Annotated in this window: 17 protein-coding genes; 8 read left to right on the top strand and 9 right to left on the bottom strand. The window is 71.9% G+C overall.

From position 1 onward, the window contains the following. Window positions 1-26 precede the first annotated feature (26 nt). The gene (locus G514_RS25330; protein ID WP_051247008.1) at window positions 27-860 is read left to right on the top strand and encodes a hypothetical protein; all 834 of its coding nucleotides are present in this window, start codon (window positions 27-29) and stop codon (window positions 858-860) included. Here the strand turns inward: G514_RS25330 and G514_RS0106845 are convergent. Next, the gene (locus G514_RS0106845) at window positions 826-1,833 is read right to left on the bottom strand and encodes an aldo/keto reductase family protein (protein WP_028651150.1); all 1,008 of its coding nucleotides are present in this window, start codon (window positions 1,831-1,833) and stop codon (window positions 826-828) included. The two genes, G514_RS25330 and G514_RS0106845, sit on opposite strands and share 35 nt — an antisense overlap. A gap of 71 nt (window positions 1,834-1,904) precedes the next feature. Here G514_RS0106845 and G514_RS0106840 point away from each other — a divergent pair, with 71 nt between their 5' ends. Further along, window positions 1,905-2,459: a GNAT family N-acetyltransferase gene (locus G514_RS0106840; RefSeq protein ID WP_028651149.1), complete on the top strand. Its 555-nt coding sequence runs from the start codon at window positions 1,905-1,907 to the stop codon at window positions 2,457-2,459. Between the two features lie 60 nt (window positions 2,460-2,519). On the opposite strand, the gene G514_RS0106835 is transcribed toward G514_RS0106840, so the two are convergent. Next, a complete protein-coding gene (locus G514_RS0106835; RefSeq protein WP_028651148.1) occupies window positions 2,520-4,145 on the bottom strand; it encodes a M4 family metallopeptidase in 1,626 nt (541 codons plus the stop codon). 133 nt (window positions 4,146-4,278) lie between these two features. Beyond that, window positions 4,279-5,034, bottom strand: a complete 756-nt coding sequence (gene dapB / locus G514_RS0106830) for a 4-hydroxy-tetrahydrodipicolinate reductase (protein ID WP_028651147.1) — start codon at window positions 5,032-5,034, stop codon at window positions 4,279-4,281. Window positions 5,035-5,263: 229 nt separating this feature from the next. Here dapB and G514_RS0106825 point away from each other — a divergent pair, with 229 nt between their 5' ends. The 3 genes from G514_RS0106825 to G514_RS0106815 all read left to right on the top strand — a co-directional run bounded on the left by G514_RS0106825 (window position 5,264) and on the right by G514_RS0106815 (window position 7,024). Next, window positions 5,264-5,779 (top strand): class I SAM-dependent methyltransferase, encoded by a 516-nt coding sequence (locus tag G514_RS0106825; protein ID WP_036563868.1) that lies wholly within the window; start codon window positions 5,264-5,266, stop codon window positions 5,777-5,779. Window positions 5,780-5,861: 82 nt separating this feature from the next. Beyond that, a complete protein-coding gene (locus G514_RS0106820) occupies window positions 5,862-6,476 on the top strand; it encodes a transposase (RefSeq protein WP_028651145.1) in 615 nt (204 codons plus the stop codon). Beyond that, complete coding sequence (locus tag G514_RS0106815) at window positions 6,473-7,024, top strand: hypothetical protein (RefSeq protein ID WP_028651144.1); 552 nt, start codon at window positions 6,473-6,475, stop codon at window positions 7,022-7,024. The genes G514_RS0106820 and G514_RS0106815 overlap by 4 nt, the downstream gene beginning before the upstream one ends. A gap of 25 nt (window positions 7,025-7,049) precedes the next feature. On the opposite strand, the gene G514_RS25325 is transcribed toward G514_RS0106815, so the two are convergent. After that, the gene (locus tag G514_RS25325) at window positions 7,050-7,352 is read right to left on the bottom strand and encodes a hypothetical protein (protein WP_036563864.1); all 303 of its coding nucleotides are present in this window, start codon (window positions 7,350-7,352) and stop codon (window positions 7,050-7,052) included. Window positions 7,353-7,516: 164 nt separating this feature from the next. Here G514_RS25325 and G514_RS25320 point away from each other — a divergent pair, with 164 nt between their 5' ends. Further along, window positions 7,517-8,311, top strand: a complete 795-nt coding sequence (locus G514_RS25320; RefSeq protein ID WP_051247006.1) for a sigma-70 family RNA polymerase sigma factor — start codon at window positions 7,517-7,519, stop codon at window positions 8,309-8,311. Window positions 8,312-8,326: 15 nt separating this feature from the next. Here the strand turns inward: G514_RS25320 and G514_RS0106800 are convergent, their stop codons facing one another. The 3 genes from G514_RS0106800 to rpsO form a co-directional block, all read right to left on the bottom strand. Continuing rightward, window positions 8,327-9,577, bottom strand: coding sequence for a M16 family metallopeptidase (locus G514_RS0106800; RefSeq protein WP_245582124.1), 1,251 nt, complete (start codon window positions 9,575-9,577; stop codon window positions 8,327-8,329). Window positions 9,578-9,654: 77 nt separating this feature from the next. After that, on the bottom strand, window positions 9,655-11,916 hold the full coding sequence (locus G514_RS25315; protein ID WP_036563861.1) for a polyribonucleotide nucleotidyltransferase: 2,262 nt from the start codon (window positions 11,914-11,916) through the stop codon (window positions 9,655-9,657). A 239-nt stretch (window positions 11,917-12,155) separates the two neighbouring features. After that, window positions 12,156-12,431 carry a 30S ribosomal protein S15 gene (rpsO, locus tag G514_RS0106790; protein ID WP_028651142.1) on the bottom strand — a complete coding sequence of 92 codons (276 nt, stop codon included), beginning with the start codon at window positions 12,429-12,431 and terminating at the stop codon, window positions 12,156-12,158. A gap of 228 nt (window positions 12,432-12,659) precedes the next feature. Between rpsO and G514_RS25310 the strand changes: the two genes are divergently transcribed. Both G514_RS25310 and G514_RS0106780 read left to right on the top strand, forming a co-directional pair. Further along, entirely contained in the window at window positions 12,660-14,360 is a 1,701-nt protein-coding gene (locus G514_RS25310) for a VanW family protein (protein ID WP_157544638.1), read from the top strand. Between the two features lie 31 nt (window positions 14,361-14,391). Continuing rightward, the gene (locus tag G514_RS0106780) at window positions 14,392-16,545 is read left to right on the top strand and encodes a molybdopterin-dependent oxidoreductase (RefSeq protein WP_051246999.1); all 2,154 of its coding nucleotides are present in this window, start codon (window positions 14,392-14,394) and stop codon (window positions 16,543-16,545) included. Between the two features lie 15 nt (window positions 16,546-16,560). Here the strand turns inward: G514_RS0106780 and G514_RS30865 are convergent, their stop codons facing one another. Beyond that, entirely contained in the window at window positions 16,561-16,995 is a 435-nt protein-coding gene (locus G514_RS30865) for a PTS mannitol transporter subunit IIA (RefSeq protein WP_211222062.1), read from the bottom strand. After that, window positions 16,988-18,499, bottom strand: a complete 1,512-nt coding sequence (locus G514_RS25305; protein WP_211222061.1) for a PTS mannitol transporter subunit IIBC — start codon at window positions 18,497-18,499, stop codon at window positions 16,988-16,990. Before G514_RS25305 ends, G514_RS30865 begins: the two co-directional genes overlap by 8 nt. Window positions 18,500-18,509: the final 10 nt, after the last annotated feature.

Genomic DNA, 18,509 nt, shown 5'->3' with positions numbered 1-18,509 from the left:
GCCGATGAGCCGCCGGTGAGCGCGCGGTGACGTGGCTCGGCATCACGCTCGGGCTGCTCTCCGCGGCGGTCTTCGGCGTCGCGGCCGTGGTCCAGGCGCAGGCCGTGCGGGGGTTCGAGAGCACGCCCGACGGGCTGCTCGGCTTCGTGCGGCGCTCGGTCCGCGACGGCCGGACGCTGGCCGTCGTGGCGGCCTACCTCGTCGGCTTCGTGCTGCACGCCGCGGCGATCTGGCTGCTGCCGCTCTACCTGGCCCAGGCGATGGTCGCGATGTCGCTGCCGGTGACCGCGATCGCCTCGCGCCGGGTCGAGGACGACCTGCACCCCGCCGGGTGGGCGGCCGTCGGGGTGGTCACCGTCGGCCTCGTGCTCCTCTCGCTCGGCGCGGGCAAGCCCGGGCAGGTCGTGACCGACACGATGTTCGTCGTGTCGCTGTGGGCGGCGGTGGCCGCCCTCGCCCTCGCGTCGCTGGTCGTGCGGCACCTGGCCGGCCCCCTGCTGGGACTCCTCGCGGGTCTCGGGTACGCCGGCTCGGCGATCTCGGTGCGCGGCATCGGCACCCCGGTCGACCTGGTGGTCGTCGTCGCGGCGCTGGCCGTGCCGTCGTTCAGCCTGGTGGCGTTCTGGCTCTACTCCCTCGGCATGCACCGCGCGGCGGTGCCGTCCACCACGGCGTCGCTGATCGTCGCGCAGACCTTCGTGCCGGCCGCGGTCGGTGTCGTCCTGCTCGGTGACGGCGTGCGCCAGGGCTGGTGGCCCGGCGTGTCGCTCGGCCTGCTGCTCGCGACCGGCGGCGCGGCGTTCCTCGGCGCCTGCCGCAGCGACCCTAGGAGAAGTCCCGCTTCTCCGGCGAGGCGTTGAACGACGCGTCGCGGTAGACCGCGTCGTCGAGGATCTCGTCGATCCTCGTCATCAGCTCGGCCTCGAGGGTCACCCCCGCCGCCTTGACGTTCTCGGTGACCTGCTCGGGCCGGCTGGCCCCGACGATCGCCGCGGAGACGTTGGGGTTCTGCAGCACCCAGGCCACGGCGAGCTGCGCCAGGCTGAGGCCCGCCTCGTCGGCGAGCGGCTGGAGCTTCTGCACCCGCTCGAGCACGTCGTCGCGCATCCAGCGGCTGATCATGTCGGCGCCGCCCTTGTCGTCGGTGGCGCGAGAGCCTGCCGGCGGCTGCTCGCCCGGCTTGTACTTGCCGGTCAGCACGCCCTGCGCGATCGGTGACCACACGATCTGGCCGATGCCGAGCTCCTCGCACGCCGGCACGACCTCCTCCTCGATGACCCGCCAGAGCATGTTGTACTGCGGCTGGTTGGAGACCAGGTGGATGTGCAGGTCTCGGGCCATCGCGTGGGCGCGGCGGATGTCCTCGGCCCGCCACTCCGAGACGCCGATGTAGAGGGCCTTGCCCGAGTGCACGACGTCGGCAAACGCCTCCATCGTCTCCTCGAGCGGCGTCTCGTAGTCGTAGCGGTGCGCCTGGTAGAGGTCGACGTAGTCGGTGCCGAGCCGGCGCAGGGAGCCGTCGATCGCGGTCATGATGTGCTTGCGCGACAGGCCGTGGTCGTTGGGCCCGCCGGGGCTGGTCGGCCAGTAGACCTTCGTGAAGATCTCCAGCCCGTCGCGGCGCTCCCCCGCCAGGGCCTTGCCCAGGACGCTCTCCGCCTTCGTGTCGGCGTACACGTCGGCCGTGTCGAAGGTGGTGATCCCCTCGTCGAGCGCCTGCCGCACGCAGGCCAGGGCGGCGTCCTCCTCGACCTGGCTGCCGTGGGTCAGCCAGTTGCCGTAGCTGATCGCCGAGATCTTCAGGCCGCTCGAGCCGAGGTTGCGAATCTCCATGCCTCGGACAGTAACCACCCGGCCCGGAACCACCGGGGCCGGGCTGCGGGACGGCTGAGAGGATGGCGGGCATGAGCAGCGCGGGTGCCGACGTCTCCGTCCGCGTCGCCTGGGCCGACGACGCTCCCGCGATCGCCCGGGTCCAGCTGCGCGCGTGGCCGAGCCTGTACGGCGACCTGCTGCCGCCCGACGCGATCCCCTCCGGCCCGGAGGCCGAGGAGGCCGCCGCGGAGGCCTGGGCGGCGTCGCTGCAGCGCCCCGGCGACGCCCGCAACCGCGTGCTGGTCGCCTTGGAGCGCAACCGCGTGGTGGGGTTCGCGATCACCGGCCCGGCCGGTGACCCCGACCGCGACCCGGTCGCCGACGCCGAGCTCAGCGAGCTGACCGTCGACCCCGACGAGCGCGGCAGGGGCCACGGCTCGCGCCTGCTGCAGGCCGCGGCCGACACGATGGTCGCCGACCGGTTCCAGCGAGCGGTGACGTGGGTGATGGCCGGCGACGACACGCTCCGGGCCTTCCTCACCGACGCCGGCTGGGCGGCCGACGCCGCGCACCGCGAGCTCGACCTCGACGGCACCGGTGCGACGAGGGTCAAGCAGGTGCGGCTGCACACCAGCCTGGTGTGAGGTGTCGGCAGATGCCGGCCGCGTCGTTTCCGTCCGACGCGGCCGGCATCCAGCCCGAGGTCAGCTGACGCTGACGGCGCTCCAGGCGGCGGCCACGGTGTTGTAGCTGGTGGAGCCGGCGCCGTAGAGGTCCCGCGCGGCGTTCAGCGTGGCCACGCGGGCCTGCGAGTACGTCGTGCCGGAGGTCATGTAGACCGTCAGCGCCCGGAACCAGATCTTCTGGGCGGCGTCGCGGCCGATGCCGGTGATCGTCGAGCCGTTGCACGTCGGCGAATTGTGCGGCACGCCGTTGATCGTGTGCGCACCCGAGCCCTCGGCCAGCAGGAAGAAGAAGTGGTTGCCCACGCCCGACGAGTAGTGCACGTCGAGGTTCTTCGTGCCGGTGGACCAGCAGTTGGGCGACGACCCGTCCGCGATGGGGTTGTCCATGCGGCGCAGGCCGGCGTGGTTCTTGAGGTCGAACTCCTCGCCGATCAGGTAGTCGCCCGGGTCGTTCGGGTTGTTGGCGAAGAACTCCACCATCGACCCGAAGATGTCGGACGTCGCCTCGTTGAGGCCGCCGGACTCACCGGAGTAGGTGAGCTTGGCGGTGTTCTCGGTGACGCCGTGCGACATCTCGTGGCCGGCCACGTCGAGCGAGACGAGCGGGCCGTAGTTGACCCCGTCGCCGTCGCCGTAGGTCATCTTCGTCCCGTCCCAGAAGGCGTTGACGTAGTTGGAGCCGTAGTGGGTCCGGTTGTAGGAGCCCGCGCCGGTGCCGAAGATGCCGTTCCGGCCGTGTACCTGGTTGTAGTAGTCCCACGTCTCGTTGGTGCCGTACTGCGCGTCGACGCCGGCCGAGGCCCGGTTGCTCGTCGTCCCGTTGCCGAACGTCGTCGTCGTGCTGGTGAACGTCGTGCCGGCCTGGCAGCCCAGACCGAACAGCTGGCAGAAGATCGAGTCGGTCTTGTTGTTGAGGTCGGTCGTGTAGGTGTTGCCGCGGGTCGGGTCCTTGAGCTGGTAGGTCGAGCCCGACTGGGTGACCTTCAGCGGGACGGTGCCGCTGTAGAGGCTCTGGCCGGTGCCGTCGACGGTCTCGATGCCCTCCTCGCGGCGCAGCACGGCGCCGGTGCGGGCGTCGACGTACGACGTCAGGCGGCTGGGCGTGCCGTCCGCGTGCCGGCCGCCCGTGGTGACGGCCCACGCGAGGCGGGGCCGGTGGCCGATGGCGTCGACGACCAGGCGCGGGGCGCCCTTCGCCTCGAGCCGGCTGATGCCGCGGAGGGCCTTGGTGGGTCGGAGGGCGCGGGCCTGCGCGACGGTCTTCGTCAGCCGCGGGGTGGTGCTCATCCGCAGCGGCGCGGCGAGGGTGCGGCTGACCCCGGCCCAGGAGCCGTCGGCCGCCTGGTGCACGACCAGGTCGCCACCCACGACCGGGAGGCCGCGATAGGTCCGGTCCATGCGGACGTGGCTGGCGCCGGACCGGTCGAGGACGGTGTCAGTGGTGCGGAAGGCCTGTCCCGTGGTCAGCCCGAGCTCGGTCGAGTGCGCCCGCAGCGCGTCGAGCGCGCGGGCCGCGACCGTGGAGTCGGTCTGGAGACCGCCCTTCGTGCCCGCAGTCGCGGTGGGAGCCGAGACACCGAGTGCTCCGGCAACCAGGAGGGCCGCTGTCGCGGCGCCCCAGATCCGGATGGATCGACTGTGCATGTGGAAACCTCTTCTTCTCGCAGCGCCCCGAGTCGGGCGAGTAGTGGGTCCGACGCTGCCTCAACGGCACCCCCGAGCAGTAGTTACGCGGGGCGACAGGTTCGCGCACCTGCACGAACCTGCAGGAGACGGATCAGCCGAGGTCGAGCAGGTGCTCGAGACCCACGGTCAGCCCCGGCCGGTCGCCGATCGCGCGCAGCCCGGTGAGCACTCCCGGGGTGAACGAGACGCGGTCGAGGGAGTCGTGGCGGATCGTCAGGGTCTCCCCCACCCCGCCGAGCACCACCTCCTGGTGCGCCACGAGGCCGCGGATCCGCAGCCCGTGGACGTGGATGCCGTCGACCGTGGCGCCCCGCGCCCCCTCGAGGCCGGTGGACGTCGCGTCGGGCACGGGGCCGACCCCGGCCTCGCGGCGGGCCTGTGCGATCAGCTCGGCGGTACGCCGCGCGGTGCCCGACGGCGCGTCCGCCTTGTCCGGGTGGTGCAGCTCCACCACCTCGACCGACTCGTAGAACGGCGCGGCCACGGCCGCGAACCGCATCATCAGCACCGCGCCGATGGAGAAGTTCGGCGCGATCAGGACGCCGACCTCGGGCGCGGCGGCCAGCCAGCCCTCGACGGTCGCCAGGCGGTCGTCGTCGAAGCCGGTCGTGCCCACCACCGCGTGGATGCCGTGGCCGACGCAGAACTCCAGGTTGTCCATCACGGCGTCGGGGTGGGTGAAGTCGACGACCGCCTCGGCGCCGGCCTCGACCAGCGCGTCGAGCGAGTCGTCGACGTCGAGGGCCGCGACCAGGTCGAGGTCGTCGGCCGCCTCCACGGCCCGGCAGACCTCGGTGCCGACCTTGCCCCTGGCGCCGAGCACGGCCACGCGTCGTACGGCTGTCACGGGCGACACGGTAGTGGTTCAGTTCCAGCATCGGCTTGCGTGGTTTCGTGACGCGTCGCTCGAGGGTCCCTCTGGGCTGGGTTCGGTACCAGCATCGGCTTGCGTGGTTTCGTGACGCGTCGCTCGGCCCTCGCAGGCTCGGTCCGAGCCGACGCTCCTCAACCTCCTCGCTGATCACGGTGCTCGCAGGCTCGCACCGTGCGCTCGCGGATCTGGCAGGGTGGGGGTCATGGCGGTGCAGACGATCCCGGCCCGGATCCGGTGGGCCGTGGACTTCATGGACGTCCAGCCGAACGACCACATCCTCGAGATCGGCTGCGGACCGGGCGCGGCGGCCGAGTTGATCTGCTCCCGGCTCGAGACCGGGAGGCTCTTCGCGATCGACCGCTCCGAGTCCGGCGTGGACCGCACGCGCCGTCGGTGCGCGAAGTTCGTCGAGGCCGGCCGGCTCACCGTGCGCCAGATCGACCTGGCCACGCTGCGGGTCCCCGTGAAGCGGCTGACGAAGGTGTTCGCGTTCAACGTCAACCTGTTCTGGGTCCGCGACTGCGCCGACGAGGTGGCCCTGCTGCACGAGCGGGTGCTGCCCGGCGGGTCGGTCTACCTCTACTACGACGCGTCCCGCCCCGAGCAGGTCCCGACGATGGTCGAGAAGGCGTCGGCGGCGCTGCAGCTCGCCGGCTTCCGGATCTCCGTCGTGGAGCAGAAGGCCCCCGCCGTGGTTGGGATCATCGGCAGGCGATGAAGGCTGTCACCTGAACTTTCTCGTCATTAGGTTATTACCTGATGTAGACTGACTTCAGGACACAACCTGAAGCGAGGTCGCCATGCGCGTCGCCGTGCTCACCATCGACCAGCGGGGGTCCACGCGGGCGGCCGCAACCGACCGCGTGCCCGACACCCTGGTGGCGCTCGCCGACGCCGCCATGCTGCGCCCCTTCGAGCGCACCGCGGGCGACGAGTTCCAGGGCGTGCTCGACCGGCCTGCCACCCTCGCCGTCGTCGTCGAGCGACTGCTGCGCGAGGACGGCTGGAACGTCGGCATCGGCATCGGCGAGGTCGAGGAGCCGCTCCCCCGCAGCACCCGCGCCGGCCGCGGACCGGCCTACCTCCACGCCCGCGAGGCGGTGACCTCCGCCAAGTCCGCGCCGTGGCGCCTCCGGGTCGTCGGCGACGACGGCCGGCCGGGGCCGGGGGCCCGCGCGCTCGAGACCACGCTGTGGCTCTGGGCCGCCGTCCTCGGCCGGCGTACGCCGCGGGGCTGGGAGGTGGCCGACCTCGTCGACGCCGGCGCGACCTACGAGCAGGTGGCGAAGCGGCTCGGGGTCACGCAGTCGGCGATCAGCCAGCGCGCCCAGGCTGCGGGCCTCGTGGAGGGACGGCGTGCCCGCGAGCTCGTCACCGAGCTCGTCGGTGGCCTGCTGCAGGATCAGGTGCGATGAGCGCCGACAACACGACCCAGCTCGTCCTCGCCCTGCTCGCGTTCGCGCTGGCTGCGGCGGCCCTCGGCTGGACGCGCTCCGGACGCGCGGTCTGGCCGCCCGTCTCGGCCGCGGCCCTGGCGGCCGCCGCCGTGGTGGCGGCGGTCTCCGACCAGGTCTCCTCGGGGCGGGTCGAGCTGACGCTCCTCGTCACGCTGGCGGGCCTGCTCGCGGTGGTGGGCGGCGGCCCGCTGACCACCCGCGTCTTCGCGGTAGTCGACCGCGGTCAGCCGGCCCGCGACTCGGTCTCCGACGCCGAGGTGTTCCTCAAGGGCGGCGCCTGGATCGGTGCCCTGGAGCGGCTGGCGGTCTTCGCCGGGCTCGCGGCCGGGTTCCCCGAGGGCGTGGCGGTCGTGCTCGCGCTCAAGGGGGTCGGCCGGTTCCCCGACCTCCGCCACGCCGAGGGCGCCAGCGGCGGTGCGACCACCGAGCGGTTCATCATCGGCACCTTCACCAGCGTGCTCTGGGCCGCGGGCTGCGCCGGCATGGTCGCCCTGGTCCACCGCTGACCCACCGCACGTCCAGCGGGGCGTCTCAGACGCGCAGGAAGTCCACCAGGCTCGGCTGGCCGGCGCCCGCCGCCGTCAGTGCTGCGTGGTGGTCGGCCAGGACCTCTGACCACGGGCTGCCGGACCTGGCGGCGAGCTCGGCGAGGGTCGGGCAGGGACCGAGCCCCAGCGCGCCCGCGGCCTCGTCGGCCGCCACGGCGCGCAGGACCTCGGTCCGGCGCAGCTCGTGCCGCACCGCGTCGGCGTCGGTGTGGGCGTGCTCCAGGCTCGTCAGCAGCTCACGCTGGTGCCAGAGCACCGTCGAGAGCCGCTCCATCGGTGTCACCATGGGGTCCTCATCGGCGCCGACGCCCCGCACCTGAGCGAAACCCCGCGACCAGAAGTCCCCGGCGGGTGGTGACCGATCGGACGTGTCCGTCTGGTGCGTCGGTACCACCACAGTGCCAGCATGCGCGTCTGCACCCGGGCGGCCGTCGGACCGAGGCTGGTCCCATGACCACGGCAACCGCAACGACCAACGACCTGGTGGTGGGCCACGTGCCGCTCGTCGCCCACATCGTGCGCGAGACGCTGGGCCGGGTGCCGGGTCACGTGAGCGGCGACGACCTCCACTCCGCAGGCCTCGTCGCCCTCGTGACGGCCTCCCGCGCGTTCGACCCCTCGCGCGGGACCCCGTTCGCCAACTACGCCGCGACGAGGGTCCGCGGGGCGATGCTCGACGAGCTGCGCTCGCTCGACTGGGCGTCGCGCGCCGTACGCCGTCGGGGTCGCGAGATCGACGCGACGCGGGCGGCCCTCGCCACCGACCGGCGCCAGGCCCCCGACGACGCCGAGGTGGCCGAGTCGCTGGGCCTGAGCCTCGCCGAGGTCCAGCGCTCCGAGGACGACCTGGCCCGCGCGTCGGTGCTCTCCCTCGACTCAGAGGCGGCCGTCCGACTCTCCGACGTGCTCCCGGCGTCCGACCCGTCTCCTGAGGCGCAGGTCGAGCACGGCGAGCGCCTCGAGTACCTCGACCACGCGATCGCCGCGCTCCCGGCACGGCTCCGCGCGGTCGTGCGCGGCTGCTTCATCGACGAGCGGACGATGTCCGACCTCGCCGAGGAGCTCGGCGTGACCGAGTCGCGCATCTCGCAGATGCGGGCCGAGGCGCTCGCGCTGCTGCGCGACGGCCTCAACTCGGCGCTCGACCCCGAGCTGCTCGACCGGCGCCGCCGCCGCGACGGCTGCGCGGCCCGCCGCCGCGAGGCCTACTGCCGCGCCGTGGCCGGCCGGCACGGCGCTCGGTGACCGCCTGAGGCCTGGTCAGCTCGGCCCGACGACCGCGAGGATCTCGGGCTTGCCGAAGACCTGCTTGGCGACCGACTGGACCTCGTCGAGGGTGACCGACCCGATGCGGTCCATCACCGCGTCGATGCCGAGCAGCTCGTCGTGCACGAGCTCGGCCTTGCCGATGCGCGACATCCGGGACCCGGAGTCCTCCAGCCCGAGCACGAGCCCGCCGCGCAGCTGGCCCTTGCCGCGCACCAGCTCCTCCTCGGAGATGCCGTGGGCAGCGACGCGCGAGAGCTCGGTGCGGACCACGGCCAGCACCTCGTCGAGCTTGTTGGGCAGGCAGCCGACGGAGACGCCGACCAGGCCCGAGTCGGCGTGGTGGCTGGCGAAGGAGAAGACCGAGTAGGCGAGCCCCCGGCGTTCGCGGACCTCCTGGAACAGCCGCGACGACGTGCCGCCGCCGAGGGCGGTGTTGAGCACGCCGAGGGCGAAGCGGCGGTCGTCGTTGCGGTGGACGCCCTCCATGCCGAGCACGAGGTTGACCTGCTCGAAGGGTCGGGTCGCCTCGATGACTCCCGGGTGCACGCGCACCCGCTTGGCTCCGCGACGCGGCGCGACCGGCGGCTCGTCGCCCGTGAGCCAGCCGCGGCGACCGAACGCCGAGCGCACCATCTTCACGACCTGGGCGTGCTCGAGGTTGCCGGCGGCGGCGACGACCATGTTGGCCGGCCGGTAGTGGCGCTGGTAGAACCGCGCCACCTGCGCCCGGGTGAGCGCCTCGATCGACCCGACGGTGCCGGCGATGGGGCGGCCGAGCGGCGCGGCCGGGCCGTAGGCCTGCTCGGCGAACAGGTTGTGGACCACGTCGTCGGGGTCGTCGTCGTGCATCGCGATCTCGTCGAGGATCACGTCGCGCTCGGCCTCGACGTCCTCGGGGGTCAGCAGCGAGGACGTGATCATGTCGCCGAGCACGTCGACGGCCAGGTCGAGGTCGTCGTCGAGGACACGCGCGTGGAAGCAGGTGTACTCCTTGGCGGTGAAGGCGTTGAACTCACCGCCCACCGCGTCGAGCGCAATCGAGATGTCGAGCGCGGACCGCTCGCTGGTGCCCTTGAAGAGCAGGTGCTCGAGGAAGTGCGAGCAGCCGTGCAGCGTCGCGGTCTCGTCGCGGGAGCCGACGCCGACCCAGACGCCGATGCTGGCCGAGCGGACGCCGGCCAGCTGCTCGGTGATGACCCGGAGGCCGCCGGGCAGGACCGTGCGCCGGACGCGTGAGGTCACGCGTCCGGCGCCGTCGGTCTCCGTCTGCAGCGTGCGGGTCGAGCCCGCGCGCAGCGGCGAGGTGCGAGCGGCCAGGATCAGGCCTCGACGGACTCGGCCGCGGCCTCGTCGCCGGTGCCCTCGGTCTCGGACTCCGCCGCAGCGTCGTCCTCGACGACCGGGACCAGCGAGAGCTTGCCGCGGTCGTCGATCTCGGCGATCTGGACCTGGATCTTCTGGCCGACCGACACGACGTCCTCGACCGCCTCGACCCGCTTGCCGCCGGCCAGCGGACGGAGCTTGCTGATGTGCAGCAGGCCGTCCTTGCCCGGGAGCAGCGAGACGAACGCGCCGAAGTTGGTCGTCTTGACGACGGTGCCGAGGTAGCGCTCGCCGACCTCGGGCATCGTCGGGTTGGCGATCTGGTTGATCGCCGACCGGGCGGCCTCGGCCTGGTCACCGTTGGTGGCACCGATGTAGATGGTGCCGTCGTCCTCGATCGAGATCGAGGCGCCGGTGTCGTCCTGGATCTGGTTGATGACCTTGCCCTTGGGCCCGATCACCTCGCCGATCTTGTCGACCGGGATGTTGATCGTGATGATCCGCGGCGCGGTCGGCGACATCTCCTCGGGCTCGTCGATGGCCTCGGCCATGACGTCGAGGATCGCCAGGCGCGCGTCGCGGGCCTGGGTCAGGGCCGCGGCGAGGACCTCGGCGGGGATGCCGTCGAGCTTGGTGTCGAGCTGCAGCGCGGTGACGAACTGCCGGGTGCCGGCGACCTTGAAGTCCATGTCGCCGAAGGCGTCCTCGGCACCGAGGATGTCGGTGAGCGCGACGTACTGGGTCTGACCGTCGATCTCGCCGGAGATCAGGCCCATCGCGATGCCGGCCACCGGCGCCTTGAGCGGCACGCCGGCCTGCAGCAGCGACAGCGTCGAGGCGCAGACCGAGCCCATCGAGGTGGAGCCGTTGGAGCCCATCGCCTCGGAGAGCTGGCGGATCGCGTAGGGGAACTCCTCGCGCGAGGGCAGCACCGGCAGGAGCGCGCGGCGCGCGAGCGCGCCGTGGCCGACCTCGCGGCGCTTGGGCGAGCCCACCCGGCCGGTCTCACCGGTGGAGAACGGCGGGAAGACGTACTTGTGCATGTAGCGGCGGTGCTTCTCCGGGGAGAGCGTGTCGAGCTGCTGCTCCATCTTGAGCATGTCGAGGGTGGTGACGCCCAGGATCTGGGTCTCGCCGCGCTCGAACAGCGCGGAGCCGTGCACCCGCGGGAGCACGCCGACCTCGGCGTGCAGCGGGCGGATGTCGGCGAGGCCGCGGCCGTCGATGCGGATCTTGTCGCGGAGCACCCGCTCGCGGACGACCTGCTTGTTGACCGAGCGGAACGCCGCGCCGATCTCCTTCTCGCGACCCTCGAACTGCGGGCCGACCTGCTCGAGCACGGACGCCTTGAGCTCGTCGGTGCGGTGCTCGCGCTCCTGCTTGTCGGCGACCTGCATCGCGGCCACGAGGTCGCTCTTGGCGGCGGCCTCGACCGCGGCGTAGACGTCGTCCTCGTAGTCGAGGAAGACCGGGAAGTCCTGGACGGGCTTCGCGGCCTGCTTGGCGAGCTCGCTCTGCGCCTCGCAGAGCTGCTTGATGAACGGCTTGGCGGCGTCGAGGCCGCTGGCCACGACCTCCTCGGTCGGCGACTGCACGCCGCCGTCGATGAGGGTGATGGCCTGCTCGGTGGCCTCGGCCTCGACCATCATGATCGCGACGTCGCCGGTCTCGGTGACCCGGCCCGCGACCACCATGTCGAAGACGGCGTCCTCGAGCTGGCTGTGGCTCGGGAAGGCCACCCAGGTGCCCTCGATGAGCGCGACGCGGACGCCGCCGACCGGACCGCTGAACGGCAGGCCGGAGAGCTGGGTGGACATCGACGCGGCGTTGATCGCGAGCACGTCGTAGGGGGCGTCGGGGTTGAGCGCCAGGACCGTGATGACCACCTGGACCTCGTTGCGCAGGCCCTTCTTGAACGTCGGGCGCAGCGGACGGTCGATGAGGCGGCAGGTGAGGATCGCGTCCTCACCCGGGCGGCCCTCGGACCGGAAGAACGAGCCGGGGATCTTGCCCGCGGCGTACATCCGCTCCTCGACGTCGATGGTGAGGGGGAAGAAGTCGAACTGGTCCTTGGGCGTCTTGCCCGCGGTGGTGGCCGAGAGCAGCATCGTGTCGTCGTCGAGGTAGGCGGTCACGGAGCCGGCCGCCTGGCGGGCGAGCAGCCCGGTCTCGAACTTGATGGTGCGCTGGCCGTACTTGCCGTTGTCGAGAACCGTCTCGACGGAGCTGACGACGGGCTCGAAGGAGTTGTCGGTCAAGGGGTTACCTGTCTTGTCGCGGAGCGATCCGCGGCGCCCGCTTGGCCGGATGAGTTTCCGGTGCCGGTCTTCGATCGAGGCCCGCAGAGCGCAGCGCCGCAGGCGGCGGAGCTCTGAGAGCCACTACCGAGGACCGAGCCAGACGGCGGGTCGCTCCTGAGTGGTTGTGGTGCTGTGTTCAGTTGTGGAATCTAGCGGAAAAGCAGAGGAGGACCCGCCAGGGCGGGTCCTCCGGAAGGTCAGCGGCGCAGGCCGAGACGCTCGATGATCGAGCGGTAGCGCTCGATGTCGGTCTTGTTGAGGTAGTTGAGCAGCCGGCGGCGCTGGCCGACCAGCAGCAGCAGGCCACGCCGGCTGTGGTGGTCGTGCTTGTGCTCCTTGAGGTGCTCGGTGAGGTGAGCGATCCGGTGGCTGAGCAGCGCGATCTGGACCTCGGGAGAGCCGGTGTCGCCCTCGGTCGTGGCGTACTCGGCGATGATCTTGTTCTTGGTCTCCGTGTCGGTTCCGACTGACATGCGGGGCTCCTTCGGTCTCTCGTCTGCGCGGCGCGCCGGGGCCTGTCCACCCGGGCACTCTGGATCCGCGGCCGTTGCACGGCGGTTTCAGCAGGTGCTGGTGCCCTCGATCGGGCAACCGATGAAGAGTATCAGCGGGCCTCGGAGCCGCCCAAAACCGGACGGCCGCGGCGTCTCGCGCTGCGCCGCCCACCTTGCCAGCCGCGGCGGCATCCGTACATTTCACTCGTGAGGCGGTGGTGGGGGCTGGGCGCGCTCGGCGTGCTCGCCGCGGGCGGGGCGTACGTCGTGGCGGTGCTCGTGGCCGGCGAGGACCTGCCCCGGGGCACGAGCATCGCCGGGGTCGAGGTGGGCGGGCTGAGCCGGGACGCGGCGGCCGACAGGCTCCGCGCCGACCTCGCCGAGAGCGCCGCGGCGTCGCTCGAGGTCACGGTGGACAGCAGGTCGCGCGAGATCGCGCCGGCCGACGCCGGGCTGTCCGTCGACGTGGCGGCGTCCGTGGCGCAGGCGGCGGGCGGGTCCCGATGGTCGCCGGCGACGCTGTGGGACCGGTTCACGGGCGGCGAGAGCCTCGACGCGGTGGTCGACGTCGACGACGAGCGTCTCGACTCCTACCTGGCCGCGCTCGACGAGGAGATCGCGACCGAGCCGGTCGAGGGCGCCGTCCGGCTGACGCGCAAGGGCGCGAAGGTGACCGAGCCCGTCCCCGGCACCGCCGTCGACGCGGAAGCCGCCCGCACGGCCCTCGTGGCGGCGTACCTCTCGAACTCCGACGTCGACCTGCCCACCATCGAGGCGGCCCCCGAGATCGACCGCTCCGACGTCGACCGGGCGGTCGAGGAGTTCGCGGAGCCGGCGCTCTCGGCGCCCGTGACGCTCCGGTTCGGCGAGTCGGCGGTCACCCTCGAGCCTCGGCAGTACGCGCGTGCCCTGCGGCTCGTGCCGGACGGCGGCCGGCTGGTGCCGCAGCTGCGTCCGAAGGTGCTGTCCCAGCAGCTGTCCGGCCTGGTCGCCGGCGACGGCGCCGCCCCCGTCGACGCCGAGATCCGGCTGCTCGCCGGCAAGCCGCGCGTCATCCCGGCCAAGCCGGGCGTCAGCTTCGACCAGGCCGAGGTGGACGCCGCCTTCCTCGACCTCGTCGTCCGTCCGGCCGGCGAGCGGGAGCTGCAGGTGCCGGCCGAAGTCGTCGAGCCGGAGTTCACCACCGAGGAGGCCAAGGCGCTCGGGATCAAGGAGGAGATCTCGTCGTTCACGACCTACTACCCCTACGCGGAGTACCGCAACGTCAACATCGGCCGCGCGGCCGAGCTGGTCGACGGGACGATCGTCGGGCCCGGTGAGACGTTCTCTCTCAACGGGACCGTCGGCGAGCGCACCGAGGAGAACGGCTTCACGAAGGGCTTCATCATCAGCAACGGCATCTTCGCCGAGGACCTCGGCGGCGGCGTCTCGCAGATGGCGACCACGACGTTCAACGCGGCGTTCTTCGGCGGCATGACCGACGTGGAGCACAAGCCGCACTCGTTCTACATCGACCGCTACCCCGTGGGCCGCGAGGCCACGGTGGCCTGGCCCACGGTCGACCTGAAGTGGCGCAACGACACGCCGTACGGCGTGCTGGTGCACGCCCGGGTCACGCCCGGCACGCCCTCGGAGCAGGGCGTGGTGACGGTGCGGCTGTTCTCGACCGAGTACTGGGACATCACGACCAAGACCGGCGACCGCTACGCCTTCACCTCGCCGGCGACCCGGACCCTCGACACCGAGGACTGCTACCCCAACAGCGGCTACGGCGGCTTCGACATCGACGTCTGGCGCTACTGGCGGCGCGCGGGGTCCGACGTGCTCGAGCGCACGGAGAAGATGCACACCACCTACATCCCCTCCGACACGGTGATCTGCAAGCCGCCGGGGTCGCTGCCGGACTAGCCGGCCGCGGGTGCACCGCTAGGTTGCGGGGATGGGACTGCTCACCGAGGATCCCGTGCCGCCCGGCTTCACCGGCACCAGGATCGGCGTCTGCCACCTGTGCGAGGCGATCTGCGGGGTCGAGCTGAGTCTCGAGGACGGCGTTGTCACCGGCATCAAGGGCAACGACGCCGACCCGCTCTCGCGCGGCTACATCTGCCCGAAGGGCGTGTCGCTCGCCGACGTCTACACCGACCCCGACCGCCTGCGCCGGCCGCTGCGCCGGGTCGGCGAGGGCGCCGACGCCACGTGGGAGGAGATGGAGTGGGACGAGGCGCTCGGCCTGGTCGCCGAGCGCCTGGCCGCGACGGTCGAGGCGCACGGCGCCAACGCGGTCGGCATCTACGCCGCCAACCCCAACGTGCACTCGCTCGGGTTCCTCACCCACGGCGTGCCGTTCATCAAGACCCTGCGGACCCGCAACAAGTTCAGCGCCACGTCGGTCGACCAGCTGCCGCACCACCTCGTGGCGTGGCAGCTCTACGGCCACCAGCTCCTGCTGCCGATCCCCGACCTCGACCGCACCCACTTCTTCCTGGTGCTCGGCGCCAACCCGATGGCGTCCAACGGTTCGCTGATGACGGCGCCCGACTTCCCCCGCCGCCTCCGCGACCTCAAGGCGCGCGGCGGCCGGATGGTGGTGCTCGACCCTCGGCGCACCGAGACCGCCAAGGTCGCGACCGAGCACCACTTCGTCCGGCCCGGCTCCGACGCCGCCGTGCTGCTCGCGATGGTGCACGTGCTGATCGAGGAGGGGCTCGCCACTCCCCCGGCGTACGTCGACCACCTCGACGAGCTCGCGGCGCTGGTCGCCGACTTCACCCCCGAGCGTGCCGAGAAGGCGAGCGGGCTGCCGGCCGAGACCGTCCGCGGGCTGGCCCGCGACTTCGCGGCCGCCGACCGCGCGGCGGCGTACGGCCGGATGGGGCTGTCGACGCAAGGCTTCGGCACCGTCTCCCAGTGGGCCGTCCAGCTGCTCAACGTGCTCACTGGCAACCTCGACCGCGAGGGAGGCGTGCTGCTGCCCGAGCCGGCGATCGACGTCGTCGAGCGCGGGCTGGTCGGGCCCGGCCACCACGACGTGTGGCGCAGCCGGGTGCGCGGCCTGCCGGAGTTCGGGGGCGAGCTGCCCGTCGCGGCGCTGCGGGAGGAGATCGAGACACCGGGCGACGGGCAGGTCCGCGCGATGGTCACGATCGCCGGCAACCCCGTGCTCTCCACGCCGGGAGGCGCCGACCTCGCGCGGGCGCTGGACGGCCTCGACTTCATGGTCGCCGTCGACATCTACCTCAACGAGACCACGCGGCACGCCGACGTGATCCTGCCGCCGACGACCGCGCTCGAGCGCGACCACTACGACCTGATCTTCCACGCCTTCGCGGTCCGCAACACGGCGCGGTTCACGCCGGCGGTGTTCCCGAGGCCCGGCGACGCCCGTCACGACTGGGAGGTCTTCGGCGGGCTCGCCGAGCGCGTGACCGCCCGGCTGGGCGCCGGTCTCAAGGACCGGCTGGCGGTCAAGGCGCGGTTCGCCGCGTCACCGGCGACGATGATCGCCGGGCTCCTCAAGCTCGGCGGCCGCACGACCATGCGGGCGCTGCGCAAGCAGCCGGAGGGCGTCGATCTAGGGCCGCTGCGGCCGACGCTGCCCGCCCGGCTCCAGACGAAGGACAAGCGGATCGACCTCACGCCCGCCCTGCTCGTGGCGGACCTCGACCGGGTGCGGGCCGCGCTCGACACCGTCGAGCCTGCGGGCGCCGGCGAGCTGCTGCTGATCGGACGGCGCCACAAGCAGGACTGCAACTCGTGGCTGCACAACACCGAGCGGCTCACCCGGGGCAAGCCGCGGCACCACCTGCTGATGCACCCGAAGGACCTCGCCGACCGCGGCCTAGACGACGGCTCGGTGGTGCGGGTCAGCTCGCGCGTCGGCGCCGTCGAGGTGGAGGTCAGCGCGGTGGACGACGTGATGCCCGGCGTCGTCTCGCTCCCCCACGGCTACGGCCACCAGGTCGGCGGCACCGGCATGCGGCACGCGGCGACCGTCGCCGGCGTCTCGATCAACGACCTCACCGACCCCGAGCGGCTCGACGTCAGCGGGAACGCCGCGCTGAACGGCGTTCCCGTGACGGTCGAACCGGCCTGAGACCCCCCCCGAACCTCAGACCTGGACGTCGCCGAGCACGCCGAGCACCTCGTCGGCGGTCGCGGCCGCGCGCAGGCGGGCGATCTCGTCGTCGTCGGTGAAGACCTCGGCCAGCCGCGACAGCACCGTCAGGTGGTCGTCTCCGGCGCCGGCGATCCCGACCACGAACTCGGCGGGCTGACCGTTCCAGTCGACCGGCTCGGCGTACCGCACGAAGCTGATCGCGGTGCGGCGGATCGCCGACTTCGCCTCGTTGGTGCCGTGCGGGATGGCCAGGCCGTTGCCCATGTAGGTCGACACCGAGGTCTCCCGCTCGTGCATGGCGGCCAGGTAGGACTCCTCGACCGCGCCCGAGGCCAGCAGGAGCCGGCCGGCCTCGTCGATGGCCTCCTCCTTCGAGCGGGCGGACCCGCCGAGGAGGACGGCCTCCGACGTGAGCACCTCAGCCACGCGACTGCTCGATCAGCTCCACGATCTCGTCATACCGCGGACTGCCCATGAAGTTGTCGACCGACACGTGCACCGCCGAGGGGGTTCGCTCCCGGGCCCGGTCGGTCAGGTCCTGGTGGGTCACGACCACGTCGTACTCGTCGGTGAGGTTGGCGATCGACTTGTTCACGACCGTGACCTCGGCGTGCCCGGCCGCCTGGATCTTCTTGCGGAGCACCGAGGCGCCCATCGCCGAGGAGCCCATGCCGGCGTCGCAGGCGAACACGACCGAGCGGATCTGCTGGGTGGCCACCGTCGTGCCGCCGGTCAGCGTGGACGCGACCGAGGACTTCTTGCCCTTGAGCTCCTCCATCTTCGCCGTGGCGCCGACCAGCTGGTCCTCGGCCTCCTCGGTCTTGTCGATCTTCAGCAGGAACGCCGCGACCGCGAACGACGCAGCACCGCCGCAGATGATCGAGAGCGTGATGCCCGCGAGGTTCTTCAGGTCGGTCGGTGCGGCCAGGTAGACCGCGAAGACCGAGCCCGGGGCCGCCGGCGAGCGCAGGCCGCTGCCGAAGATCACGTTGACCAGGATCTGGGCGAAGCCGCCAGCCATCATCGCCAGGATCAGGATCGGCTTCATCAGCACGTAGGGGAAGTAGACCTCGTGGATGCCGCCGAAGAAGTGGATGATCGCGGCGCCGGGGGCGGACGCCTTGGCCAGGCCCTTGCCGAACACGCTGTAGGCGAGGAGCAGGCCCAGGCCGGCGGCCGGGTTGGCCTCGAGCAGGAACAGGATCGACTTGCCCTTCTCGGCGGACTCCTGGAGCCCCAGCGGGGTGAGCACGCCGTGGTTGAGCGCGTTGTTGAGGAACAGCACCTTGGCGGGCTCGATCAGGATCGAGGTGAACGGCAGGACGTCGTGGTTGACCATCCACTCGACGCCGTCGCCGGCGCGGTCGGCGATCCAGGTGAGGACGGGGCTGAGCCCGAAGAAGCCGAGCGTGGCGAGGAGCCCACCCCAGATGCCGGCCGAGAAGTTGTTGACCAGCATCTCGAAGCCGGGCCGGATCTTGCCGTCCCAGATCGCGTCGATCCTCTTCATCGACCACCCACCGAGCGGGCCCATGATCATCGCGCCCATGAACATCGGCACCTCGGTGCCGGCGATGACCCCGAACGTGGCGATCGAGCCCACGACCCCGCCGCGGGTGTCGTACATCATCTTGCCGCCGGTGTAGCCGATCAGCAGCGGCAGCAGGTAGGTGATGCCGGGACCGACGAACCCGCCACCGGCGTAGTCGCCCCAACCACCGATGTGGGCCACCCAGCTGCCCGCGCTGAGCCAGGCGTGGTCACCGCCACCCAGGTTGATCCAGCCGACCTCGATGAACATGGCGGTGATCAGGCCCCAGGCGATGAAGGCGCCGATGTTGGGCATGACCATGTTGGACAGGAAGGTGCCGAACTTCTGGACGTTGACGCGCGCGCCGCTGCTGCGGGTCGCTGTGGAGGTCGAGGCCATCTGGTTTCCC

Source organism: Nocardioides halotolerans DSM 19273 (assembly GCF_000422805.1).
GTDB lineage: Bacteria > Actinomycetota > Actinomycetes > Propionibacteriales > Nocardioidaceae > Nocardioides > Nocardioides halotolerans.
The sequence above is the reverse complement of the archived record's forward strand: the minus strand, read 5'-3'. Positions and strand labels throughout refer to the sequence as shown.